Raw genomic sequence first — 12,929 nt, 5'->3', positions numbered from 1 at the left:
GAAGAGAATGTAATAGGCAAGCATAAAAACTGGAGGGATGGAACGATGAATGAAAGCATTAAGTATGCCGCACAGGTAAAACCGTCAGAAAGACAGCTGGCGGTACAGGAAATGGAATTTTATTCGTTTATTCATTTTACGATCAATACATATACCGATGAAGAGTGGGGAACGGGGGAAGAGGATCCGTCGATCTTTAATCCTGCTGAGCTGGATGCAGATCAGTGGGTGGAGGCTGTTAAATCTGCGGGTATGAAGGGACTGATTCTGACCTGCAAGCATCATGATGGTTTTTGTTTGTGGCCAAGCCGTTATACAGAGCATTCCGTCAAGAACAGCCAATGGAAGAACGGACTAGGAGATGTGGTTCGTGAAGTATCCGATGCCTGCCGTAGGGGAGGAATCAAATTCGGCATCTATCTTTCTCCATGGGACAGACATGAACCTACCTATGGTGATTCGGAGGTATATAATCAATATTTTAAAAACCAGCTGCGCGAGCTCCTTACCGAATATGGAGATATTTTCTGCGTCTGGTTTGACGGTGCTTGCGGGGAAGGGCCAAACGGCAAGCGGCAGGTCTATGACTGGGATGCGTATTATGCACTGATCCGTGAGCTTCAGCCGGAAGCCTGCATTTCGGTATGCGGTCCGGATATCCGCTGGTGCGGGAATGAAGCAGGGCACTGCCGGAGCTCGGAATGGAGTGTCGTTCCGGCCTCCATTCAAGACAACGAGAAAATCCATGAGAATTCGCAGCAGCAGGACGACCGGGAGTTTGCCCGGAAATTCAGCTCCGAGGACGAGGACCTGGGCAGCAGGGAGATCATTCTTGATACCCCGAAACTGATCTGGTATCCGGCGGAAGTGAATACGTCGATCCGTCCGGGGTGGTTTTATCATGCGTCTGAGGATGACAAGGTAAAATCACTGGAGGAGCTTTTGCATGTGTATGAGGGATCTGTTGGCGGCAATGCAACATTTCTGCTGAATTTGCCGCCGGATCGCCGCGGACTTATTCATGAGAATGATGTAAGAAGACTGCAGGAGCTGGGAGATGCAATCCAGCATAGATATAGCGTCAATTTGGCGTCGGAGGCTGCTGCAAGTGCGTCTGAATCGGCAGAGGGACATGAAGCTAAGCAGGCAGTGGACGGCAGCCGCGACTCATTCTGGGCGCCACTTCAAGGTACGGAGCAGGCTTGGATCGAAATTGACTTAGGACAGGAAACGGCGTTTGACAGTGTCATCCTGCAGGAGTACCGCTACAGCCAGCGGATCGAACGTTTCACGCTCGAATGCAAGACCGGCGGTGAATGGTCAACGATTTATAACGGAACCGTGGTGGGCTACAAAAAAATATGCGGATTCGAAGCCGTCAGCAGCCGCTATCTGCGTCTGAACATCTCCGTATCGCGGTGGTGGCCGAATCTTTCCACGTTTGAGGTGTACAGCAGCGATACGAACGCATGATCTGAGCGGGCTGATATGTTATGATAAAGGGACAATTATAGTTTGCCTAGATTCATAACGAAATTAGCTCGAGGGACGTGAATACAAATGGATTTATTCTCTTTCCAGCAGGAGTCAGAGCCGAGCAGCAGGCTGCTAGCTGACCGGATGCGTCCGACCAATCTGGATGAATATATCGGGCAGGAACATATTATCGGCCCCGGCAAGCTGCTGCGCCGGGCGATTGATGCGGATCAGGTATCTTCGATTCTTCTGTATGGCCCGCCGGGATGTGGTAAAACAACATTGGCCAACATCATTTCGCAAAAAACGCAGGCGGATTTCGTTAAGCTGAACGCGGTCGATGCATCTGTCAAGGATGTGCGCGAGATTATTGACCGCGCACAAAGCAATAAAGCGATGTATGGTACGAAGACCATATTATTTCTGGACGAGGTACACCGCTTTAACAGCTCGCGGCAGGATGCGCTGCTGCCGGCTGTCGAGAAGGGTACGATTATTTTTATCGGGGCAACGACGGAGAACCCGTTTCATTATGTGAACGGGGCCTTGATGAGCCGCTCCACCTTGTTCCAGCTGCAGCCTCTGACGAAGGAGCATTCTCTGATCGCGATGAAGCGGGCGCTTTCAGATTCGGACAAGGGTCTCGGTTTCATGAAGCTGAAGGTTGACGATGAAGCGCTGGAACATATTGCTTCAATGGCGAATGGAGATATCCGGAGAGCACTTAATGCGCTGGAGCTTGCAGCCATGACTACGCCACCGGAAGAGGATGGCACCGTCCATGTCACGTTAGAAGTAGCGGAGGAGTCTATCAGGCGCCCAACGGTACGAGCGGACGAGTCGACGCAATACGATGTGTTGTCCGCGTTTCATAAAAGTATCCGCGGATCCAGCGATGCTGCGCTGTTCTGGTTTCTGTACGCGGTCGAGAAGCTGGGGATGGATCCGATGGTATTCATCCGCCGTCTGATTGCTGCCAGCAGCGAAGATATTGGTCTTGCCAATCCCCAAGCCATGGTCCAAGCGGTAAGCGCGCTGGATGCATATCGGAACAACGGTTGGCCGGAAGCAAAACTCAATATTGCCCAGGCGATATTATTCGCAGTGGAGAGTCCGAAATCTAATGCCGTATATACGGCAATTTCACGTGCGATGACAGCAATTGATGAGCTGAAATCGCCGGAGGTGCCGATGCATCTGCGGGATACTCACTACAAAGGCGCCGTGAAGCTTGGACATGAGGGTTATAAGTACCCGCATGACTTCCCTGGTCATTACGTTAAGCAGGATTATCTGCCGAAAGAGATCTCACGGCGGGTATTTTATCAGGCGACAGAACAGGGGAACGAGTCCAAAATCCAGATCAATCAGCAGCGCCGGCGTAATCAGTTTCTTTCCGGGGAAGAATAATAGCTTTACAGGGAAATATTCAAAGAATGAGCAGGATTCTATCGTATTCATAGAGAATATTTTGCACAGACGAAAAAGCCACTGCCGCAGGTTCACTGGGCAATGGCTCAAGGTCTGTGCATTATTTTTTTTGTGTAACGGGAATCTTGTAAGGAATTTTCTCCACTTTATCAATGGTGCCTCCACCGAGACAATCATCCCCATGGTAGAAGACAACAGCTTGACCGGGTGTAATGGCTTTTTGCTGCTGAGCAAACTGTACATGGACAGTTCCATCTTCCAGCCATTCCAGCGTAACCTGCTGATCGGGCTGCCGATAGCGGAACTTGGCCGTGCAGCTGAAAGGTTCTTTGGGCACATTCCCTTCACCTGCAATCCAGTTCACGCCTGTGGCAATTAGACCTGTTGAGTACATGCTGGGATGCTTGTCTCCCTGTACGACATACAAAATGTTCTGCTGCAAATCTTTGTCGGCCACGAACCAAGGCTCGCCGTTACCGGAACCACCAATACCAAGGCCCTGACGCTGACCAAGGGTGTAATACATCAGGCCGTCATGGCGACCCTTGATTTCACCGGTAGCAATATCCACCATTTTCCCGGATTGGGCAGGGAGATACTGGCTTAAGAACTCCTTGAAATTGCGTTCACCAATGAAGCAGACGCCGGTGCTGTCTTTCTTCTTGGCTGTATACAGACCTGCGGCTTCCGCAATGCGGCGCACCTCCGGCTTGGGTAAATGACCGATCGGGAACATGGCCTTGGAAAGCTGCTGCTGATTGAGCGCATTCAGGAAGTAGGTCTGGTCTTTGTTGCTGTCCACGCCGCGAAGGAGTTTTAAGACGCCGTCTTCTTCAACGACACGGGCATAGTGACCTGTGGCTACATAATCAGCACCGAGATCGAGCGCTTTATTGAGAAATTCACCAAACTTGATTTCACGGTTGCACATCACGTCAGGATTTGGTGTGCGTCCAGACTTATATTCATCCAGGAAATAGGAAAATACTTTATCGAAATATTCCTTTTCGAAGTTGACCGTGTAATAGGGAATATCTATCTGTTCGCAAACACGGCGCACATCCTCTGCATCCTGCTCAGCGGTGCAAACCCCGAATTCATCGGTGTCATCCCAGTTTTTCATGAAAATCCCGATGACATCGTAGCCTTGCTCCTTCAGCAGGAGTGCAGTGACCGAGGAATCGACGCCGCCGGACATACCGACGACAACGCGTGTATTTTGATTGTTGTTTGACAAGAGTAATCACCATTTCTATTTGAAATTGTGCCCATATCGTATTTTAACACAACCTGCACCGGATCACATCAGAAAAGCTTTGTCCGCGGCAGGAGAACATTTTGCAGTTTTGTCATTGTTGATTTAAGATTAAAGAATTGATCAGTCTCAGCGAAGTTGAACGATTATTTCATCGAAAGAAAAAAACCGCAGAAAACAGTCTGTCTACTGAGGAGATACTCCAATAGACGTTTTTCTTACCAAATAGCTGCCAGGTATGTTAACATAAGCAAAGGGTTATGATCGGAATACGCAGATATGTTTTTTATAACTCAGGTCTGTCTATTGATCCGTTTATATACTATGGGTTAAACTAAAGTTTCTTTTGCCATCAACCTGATCAAAGGCATTATTTTGTGATGGTTTTTCGCATCTTTAGTTCATTCTATATAGAAAACATGAATTTTTGAAAGAGGTGCCACCTTTGAAGATATCAACAAAAGGGCGTTATGGCCTGACTATAATGATGGAGCTTGCAGCAAAATACGGTGAAGGCCCCATCTCTCTGAAGAGCATTGCTGAGAAAAATCAACTTTCCGAACATTATTTGGAGCAGCTAATTGCTCCGCTGCGGAATGCGGGCCTGGTAAAAAGCATCCGCGGTGCATACGGCGGTTATATTCTTTCCCGCGAATCCAGCGAAATTACCGCCGGGGATGTGATCCGCGTTCTTGAGGGACCGATCTCTCCGGTTGATTTTACAGAAGAAGATGATCCTGCCAAGCGCAACTTATGGCTGCGCATCCGTGATGGCATTGCCAGCGTGCTTGATTCGACCACGCTGTTTGATCTTATATCCTACCAGGAGCAGGACGCGGCAGATAACTACATGTTCTACATTTAAAAAGGAGATGCAATAATGAATTCCATTTACTTGGATCATGCGGCATCCACACCCATACATCCGCAAGTAGCCGAAGAAATGATGAAAGTGATGACCGGGCAGTTCGGGAATGCTTCAAGCATCCATGCTTTTGGCCGTTCCGCTAAGCGCACGGTGAGCAGTGCCAGGGATATGATTGCAAAATCTTTGGGCTGCCATCCTGATGAACTGGTATTTACCGGGGGCGGAACGGAAAGCGATAATCTTGCCCTGTTCGGTGCCTTATCCGCATTAAGCGGTTCAGGCAAGCACATTATTACGTCATCAATCGAGCATCATGCAGTTCTGCATGCCTGCGAAGAGCTGGAGAAGCTGGGATACCGCGTAACTTATCTGCCTGTTGATTCCGCCGGACGGGTTCGGATAGAGGATGTGGAGAACGCTCTGACGGAAGAAACGGTGCTGATCAGCATCATGTATGCCAACAACGAAGTTGGTACAGTGCAGCCGATCACGGAAATTGGAGAGCTTGCGAGAAACCGCGGCATTATTTTTCATGTGGATGCAGTACAGGCTTTAGGTGCTGTTCCAATATCCTGCCATGATTTGCCTGTAGATCTCATGAGCTTTTCTGCTCATAAAATTAATGGACCCCAGGGCGTTGGTGCTCTGTATATCCGCCGTGGGATTCATCTTGCACCGAGACAGCACGGAGGGGTTCAGGAGAAGAAACGCCGTGCAGGGACGGAAAATATGGCGGGAATCGCCGGTTTTGGTCAGGCTGTACGGATCGCGGCCGCCCATTTGGAGGAACGCAGAGATCATGATCTCATGCTGCGGCATACGTTTATTCGCATGCTGGAACAGGAACTTGGAAAAGACTCGTTTATCATCAATGGACATTCCTCTGAATTTTTACCCCACATTCTGAATATCAGCTTCCCGGATACAGACACAGAGACTCTCCTGATGAACCTGGACATGGAAGGCATTGCGGCAGCCAGCGGCTCAGCGTGCACCTCGGGTTCCCTTGAAGTTTCTCACGTACTCCAGGCTATGAAACTTCCACAAAATGTTTTGCGCTCTGCGATTCGTTTTAGCTTTGGATTGGGTAATACTACTGAAGATATGGAATACACCGCCCAAAAAATTGCAACCATTCTTCGTCGTTTACGTAATAGAAGTTAGGGATTCTCTATGTATGGACAAGGAGGGAGGAGTGTTCCATACCATCCGGAAAATCAAAGGATTGATGCTGCCACGCATCAGTCCCGCGCAGGCGGGATTCCTTGGTTTTAATCTAAATAGGGATAGGTGGGATCCTGGCCATGAAGTTCCAAGAATTGATCGGACTTGCCGTTTTTGATGTTGAAGAAGGCAAGGAGATCGGCAAAATCAGCGATGTTATGATCAGCGAGGACTGGAAGATTCAAGCTTTGGAGCTTGAAGGCAAAGGGTTCTTTTCCAGCTCGGCTAAGTCAGTGTCCTGGGAGGACATCATGGCTTACGGCGAAGATGCTGTGATGATTCGTAATCAACAGGCTGTTCGAAAGACGGGGGCCGACGACATACACTACACCTATCTTCTGGGTAAAAATAAATTTAAGGATTTAAATGTATTGACGGAGGATGGCGTCCTGCTGGGTAAAGTAACGGACGTTTATTTTGACCAGGAAATGGGAAATACAATACTAGGTCTTGAAATCAGTGACGGCTTCGTCTCGGATTTAATGGAAGGCCGCAAGTGGCTGCCGCTTACACAGGACATGTCCATCGGTAAAAATGCGATCATGGTACCTCCAATGAGCGAGGAGCGCTTGGAGAAAACCATTCATTCTGTTAACGGATAGGTGATAAATGAATATGAGATGTCCCAACTGCAATTCCAAAGATATCGGTAAAATCGGCTCACACCAGTTTTATTGCTGGGGCTGTTTTATCGAACTGACAGTCAACGGAGAGAAAATGTCCGTCTACCAGGTAGAGGAAGATGGAACGCTCAGTTCACTGGATGATTTGTTCTTCGAGGAGATCCCTCAGGATTTCCCACAGATTCATGCATCCAATTGAAAGTGAACTTATGAACAAGCATGTTTGTTAGAAAGAAACCCATCACTAGCGCCCGCTTGCGGCGCACGTTAGTGATGGGTTTCTTTTGTCATGCCGCGGCCGCTTCGTGTATAGATTGAAGGTTAATTTTTTCCTTTCGTACATATAATAACGTGTACAGCAAGTCCGAAAGGAGGAAACCGCATGGAGAAGATGATCGCAAACAAATGGTTCCGTCTTTTGATTTGGGTCATTCTCAGCCTTATTGCACTCTATTTTATCTGGATGCTACGGCCCATGTTCATGAATATATACCACTTTTTCAAAGCGATTCTGGCTCCGTTCATTGTGTCCATGATCATCTCTTATGTGCTGAATCCGGTTGTCTGTATGCTGGCTGACCGCAAAATGCCCCGAGGGATCGCGGTGCTGCTTATCTATGCAGTCTTTCTGACTTGTCTAGCCGTCATCCTTATCAACATGATACCGATACTGGTGGAGCAGATGGAGGAACTGAATGAGCATCTGCCGGAGATGACCATGCATGCCCAGAGCCTAATGACCCGGCTGGATCAAAAGCTGCTGCCGGACGGAGTAATGGCCGGCGTGGATCAGTGGTTTTTGCAGTGGGAAGACAGGCTTGCAAAAGGCATTTCCGATTTTATTGACAATATTGGGACGACCATTAATGTGGTCCTGAATCTTTTCATCATACCGTTTCTCATTTTCTATATACTCAAGGACTTCGATGTATTTGAAAGAACCATTGTTTCCTACCTGCCCCGTTCAAGGAGAAAAGCGATGGTAAGCCTTTTGAAAGAAATTGATCTTGCGCTCGGGAATTATGTGCGTGGACAGTTTCTGGTCTGCTTGATCATTGGTGTTCTAGCTTATATCGGATACATGCTGATTGGCATGCAGTATGCGCTGCTGATGGCGAGTATCGTCGCCGTCTTCAATATTGTTCCATACCTTGGACCATTTCTGGGGGCAGCTCCGGCCGTGGTCATGGCTTCCACGATTTCCTGGAAGATGGTGCTATTGGTCATTGTCGTTAATTGGATCTGTCAACTTCTGGAGAGTAATGTGATATCGCCTCAGGTGGTCGGTAAAAAGCTCCATCTGCACCCGATTGTGATTATATTTGCGCTTTTGGTCGGCGGAGAGCTCGCAGGCATCGTGGGTCTTATTTTGGCGGTTCCGGTTTTCGCGGTATTTAAAGTGCTTCTCCAGCATTTTTTTGCCTATTATGTGAAGCGGAAAACCGTCTGAGATGCCTCATTGACATTCATTAGCGCCGCCGATATACTTGTAGTCAGTTGATTAAAATGGACAAAACGGCGATGAAATGAAGTACGGCAGAAAGCTCCTTGTGACAGAGAACGGGTTCCTTCACGTTAAATCGTGTTGGCTGCAAGAATCCGCATGTGGGCTGCTGACCGGAAAGCTGATTTCGGAGTGCGGATAAAACCCGCCGGTTGGCCCCGTTATAGGCTTTTACGAGGAGATCGCTCTTTAGGGAACAAGCGGATGCATGATACCGTGGAAGCTCTGAGCGATAACCAGGGTGGTACCGCGATTATGATCGTCCCTGAAATTTATTCAGGGGCTTTTTTATGTTGTTTTCCCAAGACCTGAAATAAAAAATTAAATTGATGCTGGAGGCTGTATACCATGAAAGCAAGTGAAATCCGTTCCAAATGGCTGGAATTTTTCGCAAGTAAAGGACACAAAATTGAACCGAGCTCCCCGCTCGTTCCACACAATGACCCATCCCTACTATGGATCAATGCTGGTATGGCGCCGCTCAAGCCTTATTTTGACGGACGGATCATCCCTGAGAATCCACGTCTGACGAACTCGCAGAAATGTATTCGTACCAATGATATCGAGAATGTCGGCAAAACCCGCCGTCACCATACGTTTTTCGAAATGCTCGGAAATTTCTCGATTGGAGATTATTTTAAAGAAGAAGCCATTACGTGGGCATGGGAGTTTCTGACCGGCAAAGAATGGATTGGCTTTGATCCTGAACGCCTGTCTGTAACGGTATATCCCGAGGATGAGGAAGCCTTCAAGCTCTGGAATGAGAAAATTGGATTGCCGGCTGAGCGTATTGTGAAGCTGGAAGATAATTTCTGGGATATCGGCGAAGGTCCTTGCGGTCCATGTACTGAAATCTTCTACGACCGCGGTGATGCATATGGAGATTTGTCCGATCCTGAAATGTTCCCGGGCGGAGAAAACGAACGCTTCCTGGAAGTGTGGAACCTCGTATTCTCCCAATTCAACCATAACAAGGACGGTTCCTATACACCGCTTCCTAATAAGAATATCGATACGGGCGCTGGCCTGGAACGTTTTGCTTCCATTTTGCAAAATGTGGATTCGAACTTTGACACAGATCTGTTCCAGCCGATCATCCAGCAAACAGCCAAGCTTGCAGGCGTCAGCTATAACGACAGCGTGGAAAAAGACGTTGCGCTTAAGGTCATTGCCGACCATGTCCGTACGGTTGCCTTTGCGGTAGCTGACGGGGTGCTTCCTTCCAATGAAGGACGTGGTTACGTCATCCGCCGCTTGCTCCGCCGCGCTGTACGCTATGGCAAGGTGCTGGGTCTGGATCGTCCGTTCCTCTATACGCTGACCGAAACCGTTGGCAATATTATGGGCGTGTATTACCCAGAGGTTGTCGAAAAACGTGAGTTTATTGAAAAGGTCATCCGTACCGAGGAAGAACGTTTCCATGAGACATTATCCGATGGCCTTGCCATTCTCGAAGACATCAGTAAAAAAGCGCTGGAAGACAGCAGCAAAATGATCAGCGGTTCTGATGCATTCAAGCTGTATGATACCTACGGATTCCCGCTTGATTTGACCGAGGACTATGCAATGGAGCATGGCCTTTCCGTTGACCGTGAAGGCTTCGATGCTTCCATGCAGGAGCAGCGTGACCGTGCGCGTGCAGCCCGACAAGATAACGGTGGCATGAAAATTCAAGGCGGCGTACTCTCTGACTATACGGTTAAAAGTGAGTTTGTTGGATATAATGACACCGTAACGGATTCGAAAGTTTTGGCGATCATTGTGAATGATGCCATGGTGGATACTGCCGGCGAAGGTCAGACTTGCCAGGTTGTCCTGGATGTGACTCCATTCTATGCTGAAAGCGGCGGTCAGGTCAGTGACCAAGGACTCTTGCGCGGTGGAAGCGTGACTGCGAAAGTGGAAGGTCTTTATAAAGCTCCGCACGGACAGCATGTTCATGTCGTAACGGTTGAAGCCGGTGAACTGAAGGTCGGCGAAACCGTAAAAGCGGAAGTGGATCAAGCCAAGCGCCGCGATACTGTTAAGAATCACACAGCAACGCATCTCCTGCACAAGGCTCTAAAAGAAGTGCTGGGCGAGCATGTAAACCAGGCAGGATCATTGGTGGAGCCGCAGCGTCTGCGCTTTGACTTCTCGCATTTCGGCAGCATAACTCCGGAGGAGCTCACAGATATTGAACAACGCGTCAATGAACAGATTTGGAACGGTATTCATGTAAATATCGAGCTCAAGCCAATTGATGAGGCCAGATCGATGGGAGCCATGGCTCTTTTCGGTGAAAAATACGGTGATATTGTACGTGTCGTTCAGGTAGGAGATTACAGCCTAGAGCTTTGCGGCGGATGTCATGTCAGCAACACATCGGAGATTGGTATCTTCAAGCTCGTGAGTGAAAGCGGCATTGGTTCAGGCGTACGCCGGATCGAAGCCGTAACAGGCCGCTCCGCATACCAGTTCATTGAAGGCCAGCTTGATCTGTTGAAACAGTCTGCTGAATTGCTGAAATCCAATCTGAATGATGTACCGAAGCGTATTGAGTCCGTACATGCCCAGATGAAGGAACTTGGCCGGGAAAATGAATCACTGCAAAGCAAGCTAAGCTTGATTGAAGCAGGCCAACTGACGGATCAGGTGAAAACAGTAGGGGGCAAAGAGCTATTGGCAGTCCGCGTCAGTGTGGGCAGCATGGATGGATTACGGAACCTTGCTGACGAGCTTAAGAATAAACTTCCATCGGCTGTACTGGTTCTGGGCGCGGCGATCGAAGACAAAGTCAATTTCGTCGTATCCGTACCTCAGGAGCAGATCAAGTCGGGACTGCATGCTGGCAAACTCGTTAAGGAAATCGCTTCGGTTTGCGGCGGCGGCGGTGGTGGACGTCCGGATATGGCACAGGCTGGAGCTAAGGATGCAAGCAAGCTTGATGAGGCACTGAAGTTGGCAGAAGAGCTTGTAGCACAGGCATAAAAGCAAATATATTGAGGATAATGCATGAATCCAAAAAAAGTGGTTCATGCATTATCCTTCGATTAAAATAGATTGTATGACAAATAAATTCGAATAAAATTCGTTTTATTTGTCCCTGAAGTTTCCTTACAACGGGATGAGTATGTTATATTAGAAGAAGATATGAAGCCTAAGAATCAATTCGTCAAAGTGTGCTCAAGGCATGCATTTGAAGAAGCGAGGTGTCACAAATGGACTCCATGGATAAGACAATGAAGTTTAATGTCAAAGGCGATGAGAAGGAAGCTTCCTCCAAGGATATCCTTCTTACGGTTTATGACGCGCTGGTTGAGAAGGAATACAATCCAATTAACCAGATTGTCGGCTATCTCCTATCGGGAGATCCCGCTTACATTCCGCGCCATAACAATGCCAGAAGCTTGGTGAGAAAAAAAGAGCGTGATGAGTTGATTGAAGAGCTGGTCCGGTTCTACTTAGCCAATCACCGATAGGAGAGCTTTATGAGGATCTTGGGATTGGACTACGGCGACCGCAAAATTGGTGTTGCCGTCAGTGATTTATTCGGATGGACTGCCCAGGGACTAGAGGTGGTAGAACGCCGGCGTGACGGTGCCGAGATGCAGCGTATTGCGGATCTGGTCCGCGAGTATGAGGTCGAGGAGCTCGTTGTCGGACTGCCAAAGAACATGAACGGCAGCATTGGTCCCCGAGGTGAAATCTGTATCGATTTCGCTGACAAGCTTAAAGAAATGCTGGAATTACCCGTCCACCTGTGGGATGAACGGCTGACAACCGTGTCTGCCGAGCGGACGCTGATTGAGGCTGACGTCAGCCGGAAGAAGCGAAAGCAAGTTGTGGATAAAATGGCTGCAAGCTTGATTTTGCAAAATTATTTGGACTCAAAGACTAAAGGGTGAGGGTGATAACAGATGACCAATGAGCGTGACTATTTTGAGGAAGAACCGGATATTATTTATATTCCTGACGACGAAGGTAACGAGGAAGAATTCGAAGTCATCATGAAATTTGAGGTAGATGGATCAGACTCCAAATACATGATGGTTGTTCCGCTGGAAGCAGCGGACGATGATTCTGATGAGGTTTACGCATTCCGTTATGAAGAAGACGGAGACGATCTCAAGCTCTACATGATTGAAGATGATGAAGAGTGGCAGATCGTGGAGGAAACCTTCAACACCTTAGTTGCTGAACTTGATGGAGGTAATGATCATGAATGATTTTTCTGCAGACCAGGCTGCCTGGACTTCCGTTTTGAAGGAAGCTTTCGGCCCGACTGTAGAGCTGGAAGACGAAGATGGTTCCATTGAAGTCTATGATCTTACAGCGGAATTTGAAGTAGGCGGCCAAACTTATGCGGTGCTGCAAAGCCCCGGAGATGAGGATGGCGAGTACAATATATTGAAAGTCGTTAAGGCACCAGACGGAAATCTTGAACTGGCGACCATTGATGACGATGATGAATGGGAAAACGTTACCGAGCTTTACGACGAAATGACTTTCCCGGACGACATTGAGAATTAATTTACAGATTTACAGCTTCCCGGAGTAGACAAAATT

Annotated in this window: 13 protein-coding genes; 12 read left to right on the top strand and 1 reads right to left on the bottom strand. The window is 48.3% G+C overall.

Going from position 1 to position 12,929, the window contains the following annotated elements; translation table 11 throughout:
* Positions 1-45 precede the first annotated feature (45 nt).
* A complete protein-coding gene (locus E6W40_RS17925) occupies positions 46-1,473 on the top strand; it encodes an alpha-L-fucosidase (RefSeq protein WP_136606706.1) in 1,428 nt (475 codons plus the stop codon).
* An 87-nt stretch (positions 1,474-1,560) separates the two neighbouring features.
* The gene (locus E6W40_RS17920; RefSeq protein ID WP_136606705.1) at positions 1,561-2,886 is read left to right on the top strand and encodes a replication-associated recombination protein A; all 1,326 of its coding nucleotides are present in this window, start codon (positions 1,561-1,563) and stop codon (positions 2,884-2,886) included.
* Positions 2,887-3,007: 121 nt separating this feature from the next.
* Here E6W40_RS17920 and mnmA read toward each other — a convergent pair whose 3' ends face one another.
* A complete protein-coding gene (gene mnmA / locus E6W40_RS17915) occupies positions 3,008-4,144 on the bottom strand; it encodes a tRNA 2-thiouridine(34) synthase MnmA (protein WP_136606704.1) in 1,137 nt (378 codons plus the stop codon).
* Positions 4,145-4,607: 463 nt separating this feature from the next.
* Between mnmA and cymR the strand changes: the two genes are divergently transcribed.
* The 10 genes from cymR to E6W40_RS17865 all read left to right on the top strand — a co-directional run bounded on the left by cymR (position 4,608) and on the right by E6W40_RS17865 (position 12,893).
* Complete coding sequence (cymR, locus tag E6W40_RS17910; protein WP_136606703.1) at positions 4,608-5,027, top strand: cysteine metabolism transcriptional regulator CymR; 420 nt, start codon at positions 4,608-4,610, stop codon at positions 5,025-5,027.
* A 15-nt stretch (positions 5,028-5,042) separates the two neighbouring features.
* Positions 5,043-6,194, top strand: coding sequence for a cysteine desulfurase family protein (locus tag E6W40_RS17905; RefSeq protein WP_136606702.1), 1,152 nt, complete (start codon positions 5,043-5,045; stop codon positions 6,192-6,194).
* A 140-nt stretch (positions 6,195-6,334) separates the two neighbouring features.
* On the top strand, positions 6,335-6,856 hold the full coding sequence (locus tag E6W40_RS17900) for a PRC-barrel domain-containing protein (RefSeq protein ID WP_136606701.1): 522 nt from the start codon (positions 6,335-6,337) through the stop codon (positions 6,854-6,856).
* 13 nt (positions 6,857-6,869) lie between these two features.
* Positions 6,870-7,076 (top strand): hypothetical protein, encoded by a 207-nt coding sequence (locus E6W40_RS17895; protein ID WP_136606700.1) that lies wholly within the window; start codon positions 6,870-6,872, stop codon positions 7,074-7,076.
* 183 nt (positions 7,077-7,259) lie between these two features.
* A complete protein-coding gene (locus tag E6W40_RS17890) occupies positions 7,260-8,327 on the top strand; it encodes an AI-2E family transporter (RefSeq protein ID WP_136606699.1) in 1,068 nt (355 codons plus the stop codon).
* A gap of 402 nt (positions 8,328-8,729) precedes the next feature.
* Positions 8,730-11,351 (top strand): alanine--tRNA ligase, encoded by a 2,622-nt coding sequence (gene alaS, locus E6W40_RS17885; RefSeq protein WP_136606698.1) that lies wholly within the window; start codon positions 8,730-8,732, stop codon positions 11,349-11,351.
* A gap of 230 nt (positions 11,352-11,581) precedes the next feature.
* Positions 11,582-11,842, top strand: a complete 261-nt coding sequence (locus E6W40_RS17880) for an IreB family regulatory phosphoprotein (protein WP_127601893.1) — start codon at positions 11,582-11,584, stop codon at positions 11,840-11,842.
* Positions 11,843-11,851: 9 nt separating this feature from the next.
* A complete protein-coding gene (gene ruvX, locus E6W40_RS17875) occupies positions 11,852-12,268 on the top strand; it encodes a Holliday junction resolvase RuvX (RefSeq protein WP_136606697.1) in 417 nt (138 codons plus the stop codon).
* A gap of 12 nt (positions 12,269-12,280) precedes the next feature.
* Positions 12,281-12,589: a DUF1292 domain-containing protein gene (locus tag E6W40_RS17870; protein ID WP_136606696.1), complete on the top strand. Its 309-nt coding sequence runs from the start codon at positions 12,281-12,283 to the stop codon at positions 12,587-12,589.
* Positions 12,582-12,893: a DUF1292 domain-containing protein gene (locus E6W40_RS17865; RefSeq protein ID WP_211147024.1), complete on the top strand. Its 312-nt coding sequence runs from the start codon at positions 12,582-12,584 to the stop codon at positions 12,891-12,893. The genes E6W40_RS17870 and E6W40_RS17865 overlap by 8 nt, the downstream gene beginning before the upstream one ends.
* Positions 12,894-12,929 lie beyond the last annotated feature (36 nt).

The sequence above is a fragment of the Paenibacillus dokdonensis genome (genome assembly GCF_004916975.1).
GTDB lineage: Bacteria > Bacillota > Bacilli > Paenibacillales > Paenibacillaceae > Paenibacillus_AQ > Paenibacillus_AQ dokdonensis.
The sequence above is the reverse complement of the archived record's forward strand: the minus strand, read 5'-3'. Positions and strand labels throughout refer to the sequence as shown.

What these genes read in the sequence shown, in the direction of transcription:
- E6W40_RS17925 (WP_136606706.1), top strand. Translation starts at nt 46, where the DNA reads ATGAATGAAAGCATTAAGTATGCCGCACAGGTAAAACCGTCAGAAAGA.
- E6W40_RS17920 (WP_136606705.1), top strand. Translation starts at nt 1,561, where the DNA reads ATGGATTTATTCTCTTTCCAGCAGGAGTCAGAGCCGAGCAGCAGGCTG.
- E6W40_RS17905 (WP_136606702.1), top strand. Translation starts at nt 5,043, where the DNA reads ATGAATTCCATTTACTTGGATCATGCGGCATCCACACCCATACATCCG.
- E6W40_RS17900 (WP_136606701.1), top strand. Translation starts at nt 6,335, where the DNA reads ATGAAGTTCCAAGAATTGATCGGACTTGCCGTTTTTGATGTTGAAGAA.
- E6W40_RS17895 (WP_136606700.1), top strand. Translation starts at nt 6,870, where the DNA reads ATGAGATGTCCCAACTGCAATTCCAAAGATATCGGTAAAATCGGCTCA.
- E6W40_RS17890 (WP_136606699.1), top strand. Translation starts at nt 7,260, where the DNA reads ATGGAGAAGATGATCGCAAACAAATGGTTCCGTCTTTTGATTTGGGTC.
- alaS (WP_136606698.1), top strand. Translation starts at nt 8,730, where the DNA reads ATGAAAGCAAGTGAAATCCGTTCCAAATGGCTGGAATTTTTCGCAAGT.
- E6W40_RS17880 (WP_127601893.1), top strand. Translation starts at nt 11,582, where the DNA reads ATGGACTCCATGGATAAGACAATGAAGTTTAATGTCAAAGGCGATGAG.
- ruvX (WP_136606697.1), top strand. Translation starts at nt 11,852, where the DNA reads ATGAGGATCTTGGGATTGGACTACGGCGACCGCAAAATTGGTGTTGCC.
- E6W40_RS17870 (WP_136606696.1), top strand. Translation starts at nt 12,281, where the DNA reads ATGACCAATGAGCGTGACTATTTTGAGGAAGAACCGGATATTATTTAT.
- E6W40_RS17865 (WP_211147024.1), top strand. Translation starts at nt 12,582, where the DNA reads ATGAATGATTTTTCTGCAGACCAGGCTGCCTGGACTTCCGTTTTGAAG.